Below are 20,981 nucleotides of genomic sequence, written 5' to 3'. Positions count from 1 at the left end.
CGGTTTTAAACATACAACCCGATTGGGAAATTCCAAACTAAAGAATCATAATTTACCACAGATCGTAATCCGAATCATGGTATTTTGGTATGAACTGTAAAATTGTAAGGATATTAATTTCAGGTTTGGAATTTGAACCTTGGAATTTGATATTTGTCCATCTTCATCAAAAACCCCAAAAATTTTGTCCATACTCTATATTGTAGCAACACCTATTGGTAACCTGCAGGATTTTTCACCCCGAGCTGTAGAAGTCTTGAAATCGGTGGATTATATAGCTTGTGAAGACACCCGCACTTCCGGAAATCTTCTGCAACGGTTTCAAATTGGCAAACCTACCTTTTCTTTTCATCAACATAATGAACACCGTAAAGTCGGGCACTTGATGAATATATTAGATGCTGCTCAAGACGTAGCCCTTATCAGTGATGCGGGAATGCCGGGAATATCTGATCCCGGGTTTTTAGCGGTTAGAGCTGCTCAAAAAGGCGGTCATACCGTAATTGTTATCCCTGGCCCTGATGCTGCAACCACCGCCCTTGTTGCCAGTGGATTACCATCCGATCGCTATGTGTTCGAGGGATTTCTACCCCACAAAAAAGGACGACAAAAGCGTTTGGGTGAGTTGTCGGAAGAAGAAAGAACGATTGTCATATATGAAAGTCCAAACCGGCTGTTAAAGCTACTGGGGGAACTCGAAAAACATTTTGAACCCGAGCGATTGGCTGCTGTTGCCCGGGAGCTTACCAAAAAGTTTGAGGAAGTAATCCGCGGCACAATAACCGAACTCAAAACCGAGTTTGAGAATCGGGACTCAATAAAAGGTGAAATTGTAGTTATTATATCAGGAAAAGGATATTCAGAATGAAAAAGTGGCTGGAAAATAAATGGGTACTCTCAATAGCGGCCGGAGTTTTATTAGGGCTTAGTTTTCCGCCCGTGAATCTTTCCTTTTTAAGTTTCCCGGCATTTATTCTATTTTTTCATCTCGCCCAAAAATGTAACTCCTATAAACAACTTGCCTATTACAGCTACGCCGGTTTTGTAGTTTGGAACTTAATTGGCACTTATTGGCTCATGATGGCAAGCCTGCCTGCCGGAGTAGCAGCTATCCTGGCAAACAGTGTATTAATGACCATACCTTTATGCCTGATAAAATACTTTTCAGAGAAAAGCTCCGCTCCTCTCTTAACTTCCTTGTTGCAAACTTCTGCCTGGGTTGGATATGAATTTCTTCATCATAATTGGGATCTGTCGTGGACATGGCTGGCCGTCGGTAATGGATGGGCCAATTTTATCGGTATCATTCAATACATTTCAGTCACCGGCTTTTTGGGAATTTCTTTTTGGGTGGTTTTAAGTTCTGCTCTTACTTATCAGCTTATACTCCGAAAAGAAAAAAACATTCTCTATGCTACAATTGCCGTTTTTTTGTTTTTCCCATTATGGTCTTTACTGATATATGAGGATCATTCTGAAGCTGATAGCCAAAACCGCACTGAAGTAGCAATTATACAGCCTAATCACGACTCTTATCAGAATTATGCCGGAATGAGTGGGCTTACTGAAGTTGTTGACAGCTTGTTTACACTTACTGAACGAACAATCACTTCCGAAACGGAACTGGTGATATGGCCCGAAAATGCAATTGATGGATATATCTTTAAGGACTCTCCCACCGCATCCCGATTAGCCGATTCTGCTCAGGCTTGGAAGATCAACTTTTTAGTGGGTACCGGGCTTTACAAATCTTATCCTGCTGATACAAAAGAGCTTTATCGCGGAACCTTTCGCGGTTTACCCTATAATGCTTTTAACGCGGCTTTATTTGTAAATACTATGGGAAACATTGAAGACTATGAGAAAGCCAATTTGGTGCCTGTAGTTGAACGTGTTCCCTTTGTTAATACCCTGGCAGCTATCGACATTTTTGACTGGGTTGATTGGGGAAAAATCGCCGGTTTTGGAAAAGGGACTACCCCCGATATGATTTCTACAGATACTTTTACCACTCCGGGGCTTATATGCTATGATTCCGTATATCCATCCTGGATTCGCGAATTTGTAAAGCGGGACGCAACTTTTCTTACCATTATAACAAACGATGGTTGGTGGGGAGATACCAGCGGACATCATCAGCACTTTGCTTATGCCCGGTTACGTGCTATTGAATTTGACCGATGGATTGCGCGAAGTGCCAACAATGGAATCTCAGGAATTATTGCCCCAAACGGAAGTATCCTCCATAAAACTGACTATTGGGTTCGTACAGGATTTACGAGTACTATCCAAAACAGAAGCACTAAAACAATTTACACACGATTTGGAAATTGGCTGCCTCTTTTGTGCCTCACTCTTACAATCACATTTTGGGTGTTCTTTAGAGTCAGAAATAAGGAGTAGTCAATAATTTCAAATTACTACCTGGATTGAATAGCTATTCTGAAATTAAAGCGAATATCATGGTTGGTTCGCGGCGGGAATGCAGATGACTTTGGTTCTACCTTGGTAAAGGTATATTCAAAATTAGATGTCACAGTTTGAGAAAAACGGTATCCTAACACTAAAGAAGCATTAATTCGCTTTTGTCCGGTTGTAAAAGGATCGGTAAAATCATATTGGCTTGCATTCGGTATCGGGTCAAGTTCATTTAGCACTTGGCCTATATCCTGATTCAGGTAAAATTTCTCTTCCGTATCATCCGCGAACCCACCATTAATTGTTACATCTATATTGTTCTTTATCCTTGGTAAAAATGGAAGAGTAACCCGTCGAAATGTGTAATTGATGGAAGTAGTAAGTCCTTGTGACAATCGCTCGGTCACGGTTCTACTGGATAGTGCAAGACTGTTTGTTTTACTTCTGTCAAAACTAATTTGAGTTCTAAGGTCCGATTCCCAGGTTACGTTCAATTGAATAAGTGGAGAAAAACGTTGTTCTACATTAATTGAAGTAGGTTCAAATTCCCCTTTCACATCAATTACACTAAAAGCCCCAATACCTTGTCCGGGCTGTTCACCTGTGATAGTATTTAAATTCCATCCAACCCTGTAATTTCCTGTATAGCTGTGGGTAAGGGTGGCTCTTCTCATCATATTCCCAAAAAGGGGAATTAAATCTTCCACTCCTGTCCATGTAACTCGCCAATTGGGCTTGGGTATTGGCGTATATCCTTTTTCACCTATAGCTTTTCCGCCTCCGAGATACGCTTTGCGAAAATCTTCTTCTAAAGTATTTCGGTTAAGAACGATACGCCCATCTCCGTTTCCGGTTTCATCACTAATAGTATCTGTTCCATCCAGATCATCAAAAGCCGTTTCCAGCTGTCGTTCAAACAACTCTCTATAACCTCTTCCAAAAGCCCAAACCGAAGAGCTAATATTTCCCCCGGCTGAAACGGTAGAACCAAATTCACCGGCTGGAGTCAATGAAATATTATCAGTCTTTCGCTCATCCCATTTTGTATTCCAGCTTAAATCCACCGACAAATTGGAAAACAAATTGAGTTTGGTACCCATGGTGATGTTGTCAGAATAATTATTGTTTTTGGGGAGGGTTATTGTCCTTCCGGCAGGCCCTTGCTGTATCAACTGAGAACGGGACAACTCGTCCTGAAAACCCAGCCTATATCCAAAAGGGGGAGAAAAACTTTCATCTCCCTGACTTCCAAATGCATAATATAACTGTGAGTCTCCACTGTATCCTGCCTGACTTGAAGTTTCGGTATCATTATAAGTGACATCAATACTCTGCATACTGAAAATAGCCAATACCACTTTTCGGCCTATATACCGGATGCCATTAAACAAATCAGGAGACTGCACCAGGTTTTCTTCTGTGTTGTCAGCATTCAACCTGTTTCGGTCACGAGTTTCCTGAGTATCAGCTTCTTCCAAATTTTCGAAGAACGGAACCTTATCTATCAGTTCTCCAATGCCAAATTTAAAGTTGTGATCCAACCTGAAGCTGTTCGATACCCCGGCTCCCAAATTAGAACCCCTGGGGCTGTTAGTCCAACCAAAGCCCCCGCTATATGACGCCGAATAGGTAAGCCAGCTGAGGGCGCTTATATCATTGAATCTGGGCCTCCAGCTTGCTGTATATGTTTCTTCATAATTAGATCGGCGGGCAGAAAGGGTATCCGTTACCAATTTATTCAAAACCTCAAAAGTTGGAACCACCCGGTATGAAGAGCTATCAGCTTTAATGCCGGTGATGTTTATATTTTCCCGCCCGGCACTTGATAAATCAAAATTGGTATTCGTTCTAAAGGAAATTGGAATTGCGGGGGTTAAATTATAACTAAACCCAAAGGTAGATCGCTGATTGAAAGTGTGGCTCTGCTGCAACGGCTGAATTTCTTCTAAACCATTCGCATCTAAATTCGACCTTCTTCTTTTCTCGGTATAAGATCTGTTTAAATTTGCAGAAGCATTTATAGATGAAGGCATATACCCCAATCTCAGCCCAGAAAGTACCCCGGCTATCGGAATGTCTTCAGTAAATGCAAAAGGCCTGAATAACTTCACATTGTTAAAAGAAAGATTGTATTGAATGGAAGAGGTAAAATTCCAATCATTTTGAAATTGAATTTCCGGATTTTTCGCACTCCCTTCGTTATAAACATAACTTAGTTTAGTTCTGTCTATAGTGTATTGGGCTAACTTACTTTTCGAGTTTTGTTTGGAGATATTGGATACATTAATCGAAAAATTATCTCTTACTGTCTCAATTTCATCAATACGCTGATTAATCTGGGTCTCCTTTTGCGATTTATTAAGCTCATCATTTTCATTGGTGGCATTAATAAAATCTTCCAGTCTTATATCACCTTGATTTGGCAGAAATTTGGGTGTAGATACATTTTTACGAGTGGAAACAGTAACCGGGAAGCTCCATCCATAACGGTCCGGAATCAGTTTATGAAGGTTTATAGTTGAATTCAGGTCATACCCGATGTCATCGGATACACTTCGATTCCCCAGCCGCGATTCAAGTCCGCCAAAACCGTTGGTCGTACGTGTGAAATTTGTATTGACAGTTGCAAAATCAGCCAGTTTAAAACTTGCTTTTGCATTCGCCTTCCACCCTTTTTCATTATCAAAACCGGAAACACGCAGCTCATTAAGCCAGAACTCAGCATTCAAATTAGGGGTACCGGGAGAACTTACATCACCGGGATCATAGGGATTCAAAATCCCCATACCAAGTTCGGAAATCCTACCCAGTGAAGGATTACCTTTAATTACAACCACGGCCCCTTCAACCGCGTTATCTTTGCTTGAAGACAGTGCTAATTCAAATCGCTGCGCCGGATCTATGCCTGTCTGCTGGTCCCGAAGTTGTTTTAATTCATTGAAAGCGGACAATATTACATTCATACTATTTTCATCATAACGCCAAACCTCTTCCGCATCTGCCCCCAGATTTCCACTACCATCGGGACTATAATTAGAATAAGGATAATCCGGATCTGAAGGAGTAACAGGCTGCCGGTACTCATAATAGTTAGCATTTAAGTCCGTCCCCATCCTTATTACTAACTCTGCATGCCCACGTTCTTCAGGCCCGTCACCATACCCTTCACCATGTACAAACATACGCATGTTTGAATAGTTCAGGAGATTCAACCCACCGGGATACACACGCTTCACCATCTGTAACTCACCGGCACCTAAATCTTCCACACCCAATACAATGGACTGTTCGTTGGCCAAGGATTGCACTTGTGCCCCTCGATTTAACGCCCGAATAGAACCCTCCGGCTGACGGTATGGAATCGGTGCCCGGTTTGCATTTTCCTCAATGTTAATCGTTGATACACGGAACTCTCCTGTTGCATTCTCAGATTCATCAAGATCATCCACTTTACGCCATTGACTTCCAATAAATTCAAAACTGGCAAATCGCATGGTAAACGGTTTTTCATATCCCGACATCCACATTCTGATATGACTGATATTCTGAAAACCATCAATATCACCCACTTTCCGCGTGAATTCTGTCAAAGGGATCCGTACTAAATGCCAGCGGTCTTCCTGTCGCTCTCCTGAAACTTTATCTACTATATAAGTTCCTTCACTACCAATTTTTAAATTATCAAAATCAGCTGGATTTAGATCTATTTCATACTGATAGTAATTGTTATTGGTTTCTATATTTGCCCGACTTACTAAACCCTCAGAATCCGGCCTTGGAGTGATCGCTCTTTTATCTCCCCCGGCGATAGGCGTATTACCTTCATGATACCCAAGTACACGATGGAAACGTTCATGAAGAGGTAAATTCTGGACTTTAGACTCCCCGTAAAAAACGTAGTCATCGTTAGAAGGGTCGGCTAAAATTTCCGAGAATTCAGAACTGCCCTCACCGTAGACCACGCGCATTGAATCTATAAAATCACTAAACAGTGCTGTTTCAACTTTTTGGGCATCAAAACCATTACCACTCGGTACACCGTCAAAACCCACGTCTTCCAAAGATCTGTTCTCATTTGAAAACTGTCCCTGGGGTGCAGTAGGATTAGCCGGAACGTATGAGCGGGCATTTTCGCCAAAACTATCCAGTTCAAGATTGGCGAGATTACCGGCCAGCCCATCTTCTGTATTCAGGTCAAAATTTGGAACCACATCTTCCGAAATCGTCCCAATATCTATATAAATTTTACCATCATAGCTTTCTATATCACCTGCGACAGGGTCCTGACCGTCAGGTAAGATAGGTTGCACCCAAAATTCAATAAATTCAACGTTATTCTGAGTCAAATCTTCCTGCCCGGAAGGCACCGCTGCTGTCATTCCTCCCCACTGATTTTCAGGTGCATTTTCAAGGTTATTTCTCAAGTTATTGTTATAGTTATAGGGGCCTCTTTCTGCCGGGTTATAAAAAACATCCAGGGTATTAATGACTTCTTCTTGTGCAAGATTTGTCTCTCGTCCAGGAAATACTTCTTCTGTCAATATATTCTTAGACTCCGGGGTTACGGCCACCCCACCCAAAATACTGCTGATGTTTCTGGGTATTGTGTACCAGGAAAATTGACTTCTTAAATCTGACCTGGCAATTTTAGATTCAAGGGTGTTTACAGGGCTGAAGGCCGGATTATTAAAATAGGCTTCATCCGGAGAATAGCCCGGAATAGCAGCCGGAGCAGCGGCCAAATTCCAGCGAGTAGCACTCATAAAAGAAATACTCATTTCTGAACCTTCAAAATCATCAATAAAAACCAGTCCATTTTCTTCATCATTGAACAATTCATTATTATCAATAGCGTCTCTTACAGCATTGGTTTGTGCAACTCCCGGCCTTAATTGCGCAAATTCGCCACTCACATTTATATTCGATTCTTCTTTGGTTTGAAGCAAAGGAATCTGATCTATAAAGCGAGTAAGCCAGGGGGTATCGAACTTTGCTCTCGCATCCATGCCTAAAATTGTATTGTTAATGGACTCATTGCCTACGCTAATTTTATCAGATAATGGCTGTTCTTTTAATTTAAAATAGGTGCCCCCGATACTGATATCATCATTGAATTCATATTCTGCCCTGAGACCGGTAAAATTTTTCTGCCCTATTACATTCAACTGATTATTTTCATACTCAATTCTGATATCCTGCCCGGATGCAAGGTATCTGTCATTTAGAATGGTAATCATGCCAAAAGAGTAATCAACTTCATAATCGATGCCCTCAGTAAGTTGAGTACTGTTGGCAAACACCTTCACTGAGCCCTCCACCAAACTTATGCCAAGTGTAAAATTTCCCGACCCCCCCCCTCTTGAAACTCCTTCTATCCTGTAGAAGTTATTTTTATTGGATTGATCGGCTGTATTTTGTCTTTCATTATAGAGTTCTGTATAAGCCGAAGATTCAATCAATGAATCAGAAGCCGCTGTTTGTTCAAGAACCGTTCTAATTCTTTCTCCGAAGGGCTCAAGATATGGGAATATAATAGTTCCGTTACGCGGGTTAAGCACTATACCGGAAAAATCAATCAGGTTATCGGGATTTGCCGCCCCTTGAGTATCGGTACGGTCTAATCCCAACTCTTGCAAAAGTGGCAGACTCCTTCCCGGTAAATTAGTGTCATCTACGTTACCGGCTGTATATTTAATATCAACTTCTAACCCCTCTTGTGTCACATTAGAAACTCCCAAAGAATATACATTTCGCATTGTTAAAGGCCAGGACTTAAGATCCGGTGTTGGATTGTCCGGACGTATGAGTTTCAGGTACGTTAATCCGGAAGACTGAGGGGAAATGTCGCCTATTTCAACATTATTGACTCCTTCCCCGGGCACTCCCTGTCTTACAAATGATACAGCCAAAAATGTACCCGAATTTAAACCTCTGTTCAGGCTTATATACCCCAGCGTCTTGTTAACTGTATAATCGACCCCTTCCTGTAAAGGACGAAAATACCCATTGTAAAAGTCATTTCCGGAAACATTGAAAGACTCCGCTGATGCACTGGTGTTTTCACGGTTATTTTCCAATAAAACATCATCAATGCTGTCGTTCTCAGGATTTGGCAAACCATAGGTTCCATCTCCATTTTCAACTACACCCAAATCCACAAAAGCGGCTGCACGAACTGCCTCGGGATCAGTTGTATTAACCTGAGGCTCCGAGATCCAAATCCTAAGGTCAGAAATTTGGTAAGCCTGGCCTAATTGCTGCGGATCGGCTACATTGTTTTCAAATTCTTGCCGATTATAAAAATCAATAAAAAAGTGCCGGTTATTCTGATATTGAGAAGGTTGAATGGAAAATTGAGTTTCCTGAGAGCCTCCTGTAATAGTTTGGGTCTGGCTTTCTCCTTTTTGCTGAGAAAGAACTGAAGTCATTTTAAATGAACCAAGTTCAGCTATCGACTTTATACCAAAAAGTGACGCTCCACCGCGAATGAGAGAATTCCCGGTTTCCATCGAAACGTTCCCCATCTCAATCCTTTTTATAATTTCATCCTCGTAACCTTCGTAAACAATACTTAGCCTGTTTTGAAAATCGAAAGCCCGTTCTGTATCCCAATCAGTGGCTATGGTTAGCTTTTCTCCTATTGTACCCTGAATATTCAGCTGGAGATTTTGATTAAAAGTCGGGTCAATCCTTCTCTGTAAATCGGGTTCAATGGTAGGATCATCAATGTTTTGAATTGCTACCCCCACATTCATATTTGCAGATCCATTCACCTGTAAATTCACTTCAGGCTTACCAAAAATGGTGGTAAATACAGATGATTCTCCGCCCGGAATTTGCAAACTGAAGTCAAGTAATCCTCCTCCCTGTTCACTTGTTTGCTTACCTTCTTCAATGAGATCATAGGCAATCTCTCTCTTTTGCTGCTTCCTTATTTCCTTTGCATACTCTTCAAAATTATACACTAAGGGTACAGTGACATCAATTCCATCTATTCTTCGTCGAATTATATAGGTATTAACTGAATCCCAATCGGTTGTAAACTCCTCTTTAGATAATTTGATGTTATAGAGCTTACCGGGTAACACTCCCTGGGGGTAACTGACAGGAGACTCCGGCATCCGATAGATAAATTTCACCCCGTCGAGGGTACTATCAGCCTCTGAAACTGTTTGTGCTACATCAGTAGTATCTTGAGCCTTGGAGATACCAATCAAGAGCAACCCATTCATTAGACATGCGAATGGCAAGTAATAAACTAACTTTAAAAAAGAATGCACCGGATTAATTACTGACTCGGTTATTACTAATTTTCTGTAGCTTTAGGCGATAGGCTGACCTGTTTATCTTTTTTTAATTTGCACATGCTTGGTTGCGTCCGATAATACCATATATTTCAATATCTTGAAAATTTAATACACCAATGGCATTTTTCACTCGTAATTAAAATGTCTATCATTTACAGTTGTTAATAAAAATTCACAAGTACCGGAATAGCAGTGGGTAAATTTATCAATAAACTACAAATAGACCTGCTTAAAAGGCATGTCAATCCTTTTCTATTCTGCTTTTTTACGCTGATGTTTCTTTTGTTAATGCAGTTTTTGATTCTGCATATTGATAATCTGATTGGTAAAGACATTCCGCTTAAAGTTATCATTGAGTTAATCCTGACGAATTTGGCTTATATGGTAGTCTTAGCGGCTCCTATGGCGGTACTTGTAGCTACATTAATGGCATATGGTAAGTTTTCAGAACTAAATGAACTTACCGCACTTCGGGCTTCCGGTATTAATCCCATGAAAATCATACGTCCCGTTTTAATAACGTCCCTTTTACTTTTTGTAGGGCTCGCTTGGTTTTCAAATAATGTTTTGCCTGAGGCCAATCAAAAGGCACGGTCTCTTTTTATTGATATCAGAGTCAAAAAGCCGGGTTTCGAGTTAAAACCAAATATCTTTTATGACGGTATAGAAGGGTATACCTTTTTAGTGGAGAAAATTGACGGTGAAACTGACAGTCTTTACGACATTACTCTATTTCAAAAACCCGAAAATAATCGCGACCGGGCTTATATAATCGCAGAAAAAGGCTTATTGGTAAGTAAAAATGCTCAAGCCCTGAACTTAAACCTGATGAATGGATACAGCCTCAAGTTTACTCAACCCAAACGGGGCAATAATACTTTAATTGAGCGAAATACCTTTGACAAGCATGTAATGACATTGGATCTGTCTGACCTTTCCTTTATGAGATCCGATCCGGAAGATCGAAACCGCAGTGACAGAACCATGAGTTCAAGAGCTATGTTCATAGTGGTGGACTCTCTCTACAAGGAAGTTAATAAACAAGTAGCTATGGCCGGCAAAGACTCCAGCCTTATTGCTTCCAGGAAATATGGGGGTGGGGAATCTTATTTTGTTCACCAACAAATGTCGAAAAATACCAATACCAAACCAATTCCAGCTTTTGAGAGTGGGTATATCGTTCCCAATCATTTTGACAATGCGTCCACCCAACGGTCTTTACTCAGTGAATCTATCCGGCAATTGACAGAATATCAAAAACGATTAGAATCGATACAATCGAATATTGAATGGCGGAAAAAAAGAATTGCCCGGTATTTAGTCGAAATCCATAAAAAACTTTCCATCCCCTTTGCCTGTGTAGTTTTTATACTATTTGGGGCCCCTGTTGGCATCATGACAAAAAGGGGTAATTTCGGTTTTGCCGCACTCATAAGCACTGTGGTTTTAACTTTTTACTGGGTAGCTTTAATTCAGGGAGAAAAATTGGCCGATCGTCTGCTCGTATCCCCTTTTATAGGCATGTGGACATTTAATATCGTACTCTCAATAGCCGGAATATATCTCATCATCCATTTAGCAACTGGTTTTAGTATTAAAGATTTATTTAAGAAAAGTGATTAAACATTTTGACCGATATATATTCCTGAGGCTAACTGCAATAACGTTGTTCGTGTTGCTGATGCTTATTTTCATATTCATCATGATTGATTTCTCTGAAAACAGTGATGATTTTGCCGACCAGGGAGCCGAAATGGCTGAAATATTCAGGAACTATTACCTCAACTTCATTCCTGAGATGACACGATTGGTATTGCCGGTAGCTGTTTTTGTTGCTTGCCTATTCTTAACGGGCCAACTTTCTGACCGGTTGGAAATAACAGCATTGAAGGCTGCAGGGGTTAGTTTATACAGGCTAATAGTTCCTTACATCGTCTTTTCACTTATTTGTGCTGTAGGCATTAGCCTGCTTGATGCATTCATTATACCTAAATCAAATACGGAACGAATAGCCTTCGAGGAAAAGTATCTTCAAAGTAAAACCGAAAGAATTGACCAAAGCGATATCTATCGTCAACCATCTCAAAACACAAAACTGCAAGTCAATTATTTTGATAATAAGCAGCTGATTGCCTACCGTATTCGTCTCATTGAGTTTGAAAATGAAAAAATCACCCGTACTACCACAGCAAACCGAATGGTTTGGATCGATACAACCCAAAGCTGGAGACTTGAGAACGCCACCGAACTCATTTTTACAGAAACCGGGTATAAAGAGGAAAAAATCAGTCAGAAAGACACTGTAATTAACATTTTTCCAAGAGACCTAGCTCGGACAACTTCTGACGTTTACCAGCTAACCTATGCCGAAGCCATTGAATACATCAATTCTATAAAGAGAAGCGGAGCCGGCGGAATTGAGATCCCGCAAGTGCAGTTTTATGGGAGATTAGCCTATCCTTTTTCGATAATTGTGGTAATTATAGTGGGCTTTGCATTTGCAAGTGTTCGCAGAAGAGGTGGCAAAGGAGCTTATTTGGCAGCAGGTCTGACTATCAGTTTTCTTTACCTGGCCTTTATGAAAATCATTGAACCTTTTGGCTATTATGGAGCGCTCTCACCTGAGTTAGCAGCTACACTGCCCCATATCTTCTTCTTCCTTGTGGGAATAGGACTGCTTCTCGAAGCAAAAAAATAACTTCAATATTCTTACGCTTCCGGTTGGGGCCCCCGATACATGTGCATATCAACTTTATCCTGGGAACTAATAGCCCCGTGCTCTTTTTCGTAGCGCGCAACATTATCATTTAATGCATTCGCCAATCGCTTTGCATGATCCGGGGTCAAAATCATTCTTTTTACTACTTTAGCCTTGGGTACCCCCGGCATCACCGCAATAAAATCCAGGATAAATTCTGATGGCGAGTGGGTAATCATTACAAGATTTGAGTAAGTGCCCGTTGCTTCTTCTTCTTTTAATTCAATTTCCATTTGTCCGGGATTCATCGTCTGATCTTTCTTGGCCATAATATTTTTTTATAATTGAAATTTATTGACTTACAAAATACAAATTTAGGGATCTATTAATCCAAAAATCCCTGTTCTTTCATCCAGTCATCGTTATAAACCTTATGAATATAACGGGTCCCGCTATCCGGCATTATGATAACCATTATATCATCCTTTCCTAAAGGATTCTCAGATATGTAATCCAGAGCCCCTTTAACCGCTGCTCCGCACGACCAACCGAGTAATAATCCTTCTTCACGAGCCAGTCTCCGGGTTACCAGTGCAGAATCTTTATCATTTACCTGTATAACTTCATCTACATAATCAAAATCAATGGTGCCGGGGATGATGTCCTCGCCAATTCCTTCCGTCATGTAAGGTTTTATCTCATTTTTATCGAATTCACCGGTTTCAAAATATTTTTTATATACGGATCCTACACTGTCAATTCCAATTACCTTGATATCGGGATTCTGCTCTTTCAAATATTTTCCGGCTCCCGAAACGGTTCCGCCAGTTCCCATCCCGGCTACATAATGGGTGATTTTGCCCTCTGTTTGCTCCCAAATTTCCGGCCCGGTTGTTTCGTAATGCGCCAAAAAATTACTCTTATTTTCATACTGATTGGGATAATAAGAGTTTTCAATTTCCTCGCTTAATCTTTTGGCTACAGAATAGTAACTATCGGGATGATCAGCCTCTACATTGGTTGGGCAAACGATTACTTCTGCGCCCAACGCTTTAAGCAGATCTACTTTGGTTTTGCTTTGTTTATCCGTGGTGGTAAAAATGCATTTATATCCACGGTTTACAGCCACAAGTGCCAATCCCATTCCTGTATTCCCGGAAGTCCCTTCAATAATGGTGCCACCGGGTTTTAACAGTCCCTTTTTCTCTGCATCATCAATCATTTTTATGGCAATACGATCCTTGATACTGTGGCCGGGGTTGAAATATTCAACTTTAGCCAACAGAGTACCTGCAGAATTGCCGTTAACATGATTTAATTTGATAAGTGGGGTATTCCCTACTGTTTCAAGAATAGAATTGTTATACATGAATTTATTTGTAATGATAGTTTCTGAACCTAAACCTTAAAACTAAGAAATAATTCAACTATAGGCTTATGAATATTTTAATCTGATTACGAAAAGCAAATTCGCTTGAAATAAAAACTCTTTGTAATCTCAAAGGAATATCCCTTATTTTCGAAGAAACAGTTTTACCTAATCTTCCCAATGTTTATACATCAAGAAAAACCAAAAGACTTTGACTGCGGTTATAATCTCGACCTCATGATTGCCGCACTTCCCCGAATTGAAGATACCCAGGAACGAGTTTCTTACGCCAAGCGAGTGGTCGGGCTCATTAAACAAAGCCATCCTACCTGGGTAGATAAAGATGGCAAAAGTGAAGCAGCATGGGAGCATTTCTTCAAATTAGCTGAATACAATCCTGATGAGTATGGTATTCACAATCCTTATGCTACCGGCGATAATGATGACGCCCAATAAAAGTGAAATAAAAGCTAACTCTTGATTTTCCCTTTATAAAGAGCGCTGATTTTTATCTTCCTCTGTTTAGAAGCATTATTAAATTTCTCTCGAAAACCAAAACAAAATAGTTTAACATTGCTCTAATAATCCGTACTTTCAATTTATATTGAAAATTAAAATCAATGTTATATGGATTCAGAGAATCCCGTTTTTAATGAGGTAAAAGAATGCTTCGGGCAGCAAATATCAAGTTTGGCTCTAAGTGAAGCTATTGAATTCACCTCTGCCCACCCGGAAAAACAATACCTTTCTTTTTCAATTCAGATACCGGTTGTAGATGCCCTTGCTGTTTTAGAACAAAATGCTGATTCGAAAAGCTTTCAATATTATTGGGAAAAACCGTCGAATGGATTTGCAATTGCTGCCGGCGGATCTCTTGAACGTATTCAAACAACCGGTAAAAATCGTTTTAGAGAATCTTCTGATCAAGGGAAAGAGTTACTCAGCAAAGTTTACCATATTTCAAATGTAAAGCATCATTTGGCCTCCGTTCATCTTTTGGGTGGGTTCTCATTTTTTGATCACAATATTGGGCAGGAATGGAGAAGTTTCGGTGCAGGTTCTTTTAATCTTCCGGAATGGGTTTTGGTAAAAGATGGCAAATTTACCGTCCTTACAATCACAAAAAAAATTGAGCCTGGTGTTGATAATCAGCAAATTTATCAATCATATTTGTCAACACTAGATCGTTTAGATTCTATTTGTGATGCGAGTTCATACCATGTAGAATCCAAACAATCATTCAACTCCAAAATTGATATACCCGGTATTGACTCCGAAGCTTATAAACAATGGGTGCATTCTGTTGAAAATGCCACCGACTTAATTAAATCCAAGGCATTTAAGAAAATTGTTTTAGCCCGGGAGCTGAAGGTTAAGCTGCAAAGTCATGTCTCCGACACCCGAATACTCAATCATCTCCGGAATCAATATCCCGATTGTTATTCATTCCTGATAAGACAGGATGGGGAATCAAGTTTTATAGGTAGCACCCCGGAAAGGCTGGCTTCATTTCATGAGCGGGAAGTTCTAACGGAAGGACTCGCCGGAAGTATCTCTCGGGGAAAAACAGCTTCCGAAGATGCAGTTTTAGAACATGAACTGCTTCACAGCCAAAAAGATCTTAGTGAACACGCTTTTGTTTTGGATGCTATTGAAGAAAATCTTCAACGATATTCTGATGTTTTTGAATACCCGGTTTCTCCCGGTATTAAAAAACTTTCAAATGTACAGCACCTTTATACCCCCGTTCATGCTAAAATTAAAAAGGGAGTATCCAGAACGGAAGTATTATCCCGGCTGCACCCCACTCCTGCAGTTGGAGGATATCCGCGTGACGCTGCTATGCCCTTTATCAATAAACTGGAACATTTTGACCGGGGTTGGTATGCAGCTCCCATCGGCTGGATTAACGCCCATGGAGAAGGTGAATTTGTAGTCGCCATTCGCAGTGCATTAATTAAAACTAATGAAGTGCGATTTTTCGCAGGATGTGGTATCGTTGAGGATTCAAACCCTCAAAAAGAATGGGATGAAACAAATCTAAAATTCATCCCGATGTTAACCGCGTTGGAACATGCAAGAAAATGAACCGCAGAATATAGCTTTTTACTGGAGTACCGTTTTTGTTCGCACTTTATTTGAAGAAGGGGTGCAACATGTTGTCATTTCACCGGGATCCAGATCTACATCCCTAACCCTGGCTTTCTCCGCTCACTCCGGATTCACCAAACACATTGGTGTTGATGAAAGATCGGCTGCATTTACAGCATTGGGACTCGCAAAATCTTCCGGCAAACCGGCTGTTTTGGTTTGTACTTCAGGTACGGCACTTGCCAATTACTATCCCGCTGTGATTGAAGCTTCACAGTCAGGTGTGCCTTTGATAATTTTAAGTGCCGACCGCCCTCCCCATTACCGGGGACTCGGAGCTTCGCAAACCATCGATCAGCTTAAAATCTTTGGGAACTACCCTGTTTTCTTTCATGAAGTTGGAGAACCCGATACAAACCCGCGAAGTCTCAAGCGCCTTCAGCTTTCTGCAATGCAGGCTGTTCAGCAGTCGGTTGATGAAACCGGGGTTGCTCATTTGAACTTTCCTTTCTCCAAACCGTTTGAACCAGATCCGAAATTTCTGAAAAAGACTGAATTTGAGAATGAAAAACATTCACGTAAACCTTTTCCTAAATATTCTCAGCAAATAGGTGAAATGGAACTGGGAGAAACTTTTTGGTCGGATTTAATCTCTGCTGAAAAACCCCTTATTATTGTCGGCCCCACCTCCGTTTCTGATCCGCTTGATTTTATAACCCCGCTTGCCCGCACGCTTGAAGCTCCTGTTCTGGCTGAACCGGGATCTCAGGTACCCATTTCCCGTCATACTATTCAAGGATTTGATGGGTTTTTAAGAAATACTGCAAATTGGAATGGATTAAATGCCGATTTAATTTTACGATTTGGGCAACAGCCTGTAAGCAAAGCCTTAAATGAATATTTGGATAAAAATTCGGACGTCATGCAGGTTAGCTTCATGAATCCAAAACAATGGGTTGACGGAAGCTTGTCTTCACATAAACAAATCCAATTAAAAGCACCTCTTAATATTCCCGATGTAACCGGCTCCGCTGATAAAAAATGGCTGAAAAAATGGAAAAAGACTGAAAAAGATTTTAAAGCCTTCCGAGAAGAGCACTTACATCCCTCCACCCCCATAACTGATGGGTATGTATTCTCAAAAGTAAGTGAGACCCAACCCAAAAAATCTTTTGTGATGCTGTCAAATTCATTCCCAGTCCGGGATATGTCGCTCTTTGGAGAATTTGATGGAAAGGAGATTTATGTGAACCGGGGTGCAGCAGGTATAGACGGGATTACTTCTACTGCTATAGGCCTTAGCATAGCAAATGAAAACCCCGGGTGCTTAATGATTGGGGATATTGCGTTTATACACGATACCAATGCGTTATTGATGGCTAAAGAAGTGAAGCAGCCGCTGGTAATTGTGGTACTGAATAATGGCGGAGGAACCATCTTCAGGATGCTTCCGATACATCAAATGAGAATGAAAGATAAGTACACCACTTATTTTGAAACTCCACAAAATACCAAGATTGCCGCTTTGTGTAGAGCACATGATATTGATCACATTTTAGTTTCGAGACCGGAACAAATTATTCCTACCTTTGATAAACTCATTGAAAAAAAGGGAGTTCATGTTATGGAATGTATTACTGATGCTGATGAATCGATGGAACAGCGACACGCTCTTTGGAATTTTAAGATCACAGATAGCTCATGAACATCCGGGTTCGCGGAATCTCTTATCACCTCAAAATTCACCAGGAAAAAGAAACGCTTCCCTATCTTGTTTTAATGCATGGCTTTATGGGATCCGGGAAATCTTTTGCACACCTTACCCCGGCTTTGAAAACCTTTTGCAACCCTATTACCATTGATTTACTGGGACATGGTGATACCGATGGAGCAGAACTGCACTATCGCTTTTCTGCCAAAGAACAAGTTGCAGATCTCACCAAGCTAATCAGCGAACAACTTCGTATTCCCCTTTTTTTATATGGTTACAGTATGGGCGGAAGGCTGGCACTTCAGCTGGCGTTACATCGTCCTGATTTATATAAAGGCTTGATTCTTGAAAGCAGCACCTTTGGCATTGAAGGAGAAACAGAACAGCAAGCCCGGCAGGCATTGGATGCACGCAGGTCTGATGCTATCCTGGGTAACTTTGAAGGCTTTCTGGAAGATTGGGAAAAGATGCCTTTATTTACTTCTTCTACTGCAAAAAAAGAATTGCTTAAGCAAGCTGCTGAAATTCAGAAGCAACAAAATCCATTTTGGCTGGCTAACAGCCTGCAGGGCTTTGGAACCGGAACGATGCCTTGCATAAGACACCGGTTACCGGACATTTCCATTCCCGTGCATTTAATTGCGGGGGAAAAAGACACAAAATTCGTACACCTTAATCGGCAAATGGAAAAGGAATTGCCGGATGCTAAACTTCACATTGTGAAAAAAGCCGGACACCGGGTGTATTTAGATAAACCGGAAAACATTGTCTCAATAATTAACTCTGTAACAGGAAGCAAGCCGGTCCAATTTTAGATTATAGAAGCGGATTCAATATCTTCAGTTTTAAATCCAGCAGGTTTTTACCTTCACCTGCATAACTGCTAAAAAACCATATTCCATCATGAACTGGCAAACCGTTAAAGAATACGAAGACATTACCTATAAAAAATCTAACGGCGTGGCGCGAATTGCATTTAACCGCCCGGAAATCCGTAATGCATTTCGCCCAAAAACGGTGTTTGAGTTGTATGAAGCCCTGAGTGATGCCAAAGAGGACAACCATATTGGTGTAGTACTTTTGAGTGGCGAAGGACCCTCCAAAAAAGATGGAAAATGGGCTTTTTGCTCGGGAGGCGACCAAAACGTACGCTCCAAAACCGGTTATAAAGCGGAGGATGGTATTGCCAGGCTCAATATTTTAGAAGTGCAACGTCTAATTCGGTTCATGCCCAAAGTAGTAATTGCGGTGGTTCCCGGCTGGGCTGTCGGGGGCGGACATAGCCTTCATGTAGTCTGTGATCTCACCCTGGCCAGTAAAGAGCACGCCATCTTCAAACAAACCGATACCGATGTAGCCAGCTTTGATGGTGGTTTCGGTTCAGCACTTCTCGCTCGTCAAGTGGGACAAAAACGTGCCCGTGAGATCTTTTTCCTTGGCGCCAATTACTCTGCACAGGAAGCCTTTGAAATGGGTATGGTGAATAAAGTTGTTCCTCATGATGAATTAGAAGAAGTGGCGTATGAGTGGGCTCAGGAGATCTTAACAAAAAGTCCTACCGCAACCAAGATGGCCAAATTTGCCTTTAATGCAATAGATGACGGCATGGTTGGACAGCAAGTATTTGCAGGAGAAGCTACCAGGTTAGCCTATATGACCGACGAAGCCGAGGAAGGTCGCAATGCCTTCCTGGAAAAACGAAAGCCCAACTGGGACAAATTTGACCGGTCTCCTTCTTAATTCGATAATAGTTTAAGGGTGATTTTTCAACACATTAAAACCATAATAATTTTTAAGGATATAGTTTATGGAAATCCAGCACGAAACTACCGAAACCAAAGGCGTTTTCTTTATTGAGAAAGATGGCAAGCGTATTGCAGAGATGACCTATTCCAAAGCCGGGGAAACAAAGATCATTATTGATCACACAGAAGTTTCAGATGAAGGTCGTGGTAAAGGTTATGGCAAACAACTGGTGCAGCATGGTGTTGAGTTTGCCCGGGAGAATGATCTGAAGATCGTGCCGCTTTGTCCTTTTGCAAATGCCATCATCCAAAAAACTCCCCAGTTTCAAGACGTGCTTTAATTTTGGACAGAACTGATATTGATATATAAAAAAAGCCTCATTTTATGAAAATAAGGCTTTCAAGTTAATGTGCCTCCCGATTACATTGAATCAAATCCACCTGAAGACATAATCGCCCCCATAAACACAAAAGCGAAAATAAGGTAGAGCACAAAGAATGCCGCAAAAATAATCACCGTAGCCCTTGCCCAATTTTTCTTATTTGGATTTGTGCTATCGCTAAAGGACCATACCAACAGCATAATAAATCCTACCATCGGAATAAACGAAATGAGAACTGAAATAACCCAATCTTTCAGACTCATTACCTGTGCTGTTTCCCCGTGTACATGTTCCATGTTTTTCTCCATTTGGTTAGAAATAAGTGGGAATATGTATAAATCGAAGGTTTGTTACAAGTGTATGCGAGCCATGAGGAAAGCTATTTAATTCTGATACTCATCGTGTGTGTTTTGGAAGATATTTTAAAGTGCGCATCTTTCCAGGAGGCCGGACCGAATTTACCCCGTGCATTGTTTGAAAATCCATAAGCTTCCTTCGGAATCCCAAGGATATTTGTATCTAATTCCCCGTTAGTGTTAATGTCGTGATAAACCGCTATTGCATAATTTCCATATGGCAATGCTTCCTCACTCCAAACCATTCGATTTTCTTCAACCGGAAGAACAATTGCATACAATGGATTCTCTTTTTCCTGGTACAGTTGCCTGGAATTGAAAATAGCAATACGAATCTCCCCTTTTTCAATTTCAATACCTTCAATCACTAATTCAAAAGCAGATTTTTGTTCTGAAATTTCAGGAAACGAGATTTCCTGGGCTGACAATTCAAAACACTTAAGCACCAAAATAAATAGAAATAAATAAGGCTTCATCAGGTTCTGAATAATGAATTTGGAATAAATCTCAAACAATGACTATCAACTAGTTACAAAGCATTAAAAACTCAAAATAGTTTCATTCCGTTTTCCACTGGCTTGTCCGGGACCGCTAAAACTACGTGTCCGTCTTTATCAGGAAAACCCGTAACTAAACATTCCGACATAAATGGACCAATTTGCTTGGGCGGAAAATTAACAACTGCAATCACTTGCTTCCCGATGAGTTCCTCATTGGAATACACTTCCGTTATTTGAGCTGATGATTTTCTGGTCCCTATCTCCTGTCCAAAGTCAATAATCAATTTATATGCCGGTTTTCTTGCTTCCGGGAAGTCTTTTACCTCTGTAATAGTCCCTGTTCTGAGTTCCACTTTTTCAAAATCTTGCCAGCTTATTTCTTTCATTTTTTGAGCTAAAATTA

Annotated in this window: 16 protein-coding genes; 10 read left to right on the top strand and 6 right to left on the bottom strand. The window is 40.8% G+C overall.

Annotated features, from left to right (window positions below; translation table 11 throughout):
• The first annotated feature begins 184 nt into the window (after positions 1-184).
• Complete coding sequence (rsmI, locus tag HUJ22_RS03220) at positions 185-868, top strand: 16S rRNA (cytidine(1402)-2'-O)-methyltransferase (RefSeq protein WP_290873675.1); 684 nt, start codon at positions 185-187, stop codon at positions 866-868.
• Positions 865-2,403, top strand: coding sequence for an apolipoprotein N-acyltransferase (gene lnt / locus HUJ22_RS03215; protein WP_290873672.1), 1,539 nt, complete (start codon positions 865-867; stop codon positions 2,401-2,403). The genes rsmI and lnt overlap by 4 nt, the downstream gene beginning before the upstream one ends.
• 17 nt (positions 2,404-2,420) lie before the next feature.
• Here lnt and sprA read toward each other — a convergent pair whose 3' ends face one another.
• Positions 2,421-9,650, bottom strand: coding sequence for a cell surface protein SprA (gene sprA, locus HUJ22_RS03210; RefSeq protein WP_290873669.1), 7,230 nt, complete (start codon positions 9,648-9,650; stop codon positions 2,421-2,423).
• Between the two features lie 267 nt (positions 9,651-9,917).
• On the opposite strand from sprA, the gene HUJ22_RS03205 reads away from it, so the two are divergent.
• Positions 9,918-11,348, top strand: a complete 1,431-nt coding sequence (locus HUJ22_RS03205; RefSeq protein WP_290873666.1) for an LptF/LptG family permease — start codon at positions 9,918-9,920, stop codon at positions 11,346-11,348.
• Positions 11,341-12,423, top strand: a complete 1,083-nt coding sequence (locus HUJ22_RS03200) for an LptF/LptG family permease (RefSeq protein WP_290873662.1) — start codon at positions 11,341-11,343, stop codon at positions 12,421-12,423. The genes HUJ22_RS03205 and HUJ22_RS03200 overlap by 8 nt, the downstream gene beginning before the upstream one ends.
• 11 nt (positions 12,424-12,434) lie before the next feature.
• On the opposite strand, the gene HUJ22_RS03195 is transcribed toward HUJ22_RS03200, so the two are convergent.
• Both HUJ22_RS03195 and HUJ22_RS03190 read right to left on the bottom strand, forming a co-directional pair.
• The gene (locus HUJ22_RS03195; RefSeq protein ID WP_290873659.1) at positions 12,435-12,752 is read right to left on the bottom strand and encodes a DUF3467 domain-containing protein; all 318 of its coding nucleotides are present in this window, start codon (positions 12,750-12,752) and stop codon (positions 12,435-12,437) included.
• Between the two features lie 56 nt (positions 12,753-12,808).
• Complete coding sequence (locus HUJ22_RS03190) at positions 12,809-13,792, bottom strand: pyridoxal-phosphate dependent enzyme (protein ID WP_290873656.1); 984 nt, start codon at positions 13,790-13,792, stop codon at positions 12,809-12,811.
• A 180-nt stretch (positions 13,793-13,972) separates the two neighbouring features.
• Between HUJ22_RS03190 and HUJ22_RS03185 the strand changes: the two genes are divergently transcribed.
• The 6 genes from HUJ22_RS03185 to HUJ22_RS03160 all read left to right on the top strand — a co-directional run bounded on the left by HUJ22_RS03185 (position 13,973) and on the right by HUJ22_RS03160 (position 19,680).
• Positions 13,973-14,248: a DUF4290 domain-containing protein gene (locus HUJ22_RS03185; protein ID WP_290873653.1), complete on the top strand. Its 276-nt coding sequence runs from the start codon at positions 13,973-13,975 to the stop codon at positions 14,246-14,248.
• 171 nt (positions 14,249-14,419) lie between these two features.
• Positions 14,420-15,880 carry an isochorismate synthase gene (locus tag HUJ22_RS03180; RefSeq protein WP_290873650.1) on the top strand — a complete coding sequence of 487 codons (1,461 nt, stop codon included), beginning with the start codon at positions 14,420-14,422 and terminating at the stop codon, positions 15,878-15,880.
• On the top strand, positions 15,867-17,588 hold the full coding sequence (gene menD, locus HUJ22_RS03175; RefSeq protein WP_290873647.1) for a 2-succinyl-5-enolpyruvyl-6-hydroxy-3-cyclohexene-1-carboxylic-acid synthase: 1,722 nt from the start codon (positions 15,867-15,869) through the stop codon (positions 17,586-17,588). Before HUJ22_RS03180 ends, menD begins: the two co-directional genes overlap by 14 nt.
• Positions 17,585-18,409, top strand: a complete 825-nt coding sequence (gene menH / locus HUJ22_RS03170; RefSeq protein WP_290873644.1) for a 2-succinyl-6-hydroxy-2,4-cyclohexadiene-1-carboxylate synthase — start codon at positions 17,585-17,587, stop codon at positions 18,407-18,409. The genes menD and menH overlap by 4 nt, the downstream gene beginning before the upstream one ends.
• 85 nt (positions 18,410-18,494) lie before the next feature.
• The gene (locus HUJ22_RS03165) at positions 18,495-19,334 is read left to right on the top strand and encodes a 1,4-dihydroxy-2-naphthoyl-CoA synthase (protein WP_290876621.1); all 840 of its coding nucleotides are present in this window, start codon (positions 18,495-18,497) and stop codon (positions 19,332-19,334) included.
• 67 nt (positions 19,335-19,401) lie between these two features.
• On the top strand, positions 19,402-19,680 hold the full coding sequence (locus HUJ22_RS03160) for a GNAT family N-acetyltransferase (RefSeq protein WP_290873641.1): 279 nt from the start codon (positions 19,402-19,404) through the stop codon (positions 19,678-19,680).
• Between the two features lie 80 nt (positions 19,681-19,760).
• On the opposite strand, the gene HUJ22_RS03155 is transcribed toward HUJ22_RS03160, so the two are convergent.
• From HUJ22_RS03155 to HUJ22_RS03145, 3 genes are all read right to left on the bottom strand, one after another.
• Positions 19,761-20,018 carry a hypothetical protein gene (locus HUJ22_RS03155; RefSeq protein WP_290873638.1) on the bottom strand — a complete coding sequence of 86 codons (258 nt, stop codon included), beginning with the start codon at positions 20,016-20,018 and terminating at the stop codon, positions 19,761-19,763.
• Between the two features lie 83 nt (positions 20,019-20,101).
• Entirely contained in the window at positions 20,102-20,554 is a 453-nt protein-coding gene (locus tag HUJ22_RS03150) for a DUF2141 domain-containing protein (protein WP_290873635.1), read from the bottom strand.
• 71 nt (positions 20,555-20,625) lie between these two features.
• Positions 20,626-20,964 (bottom strand): tRNA-binding protein, encoded by a 339-nt coding sequence (locus tag HUJ22_RS03145; RefSeq protein WP_290873633.1) that lies wholly within the window; start codon positions 20,962-20,964, stop codon positions 20,626-20,628.
• Positions 20,965-20,981: the final 17 nt, after the last annotated feature.

Origin of the sequence: Gracilimonas sp. (genome assembly GCF_014762685.1) — a bacterium.
Classification (GTDB): Bacteria; Bacteroidota; Rhodothermia; order Balneolales; family Balneolaceae; genus Gracilimonas.
Note: the sequence above shows the minus strand (reverse complement) of the source record. Positions and strands in the feature narration are given on the sequence as shown.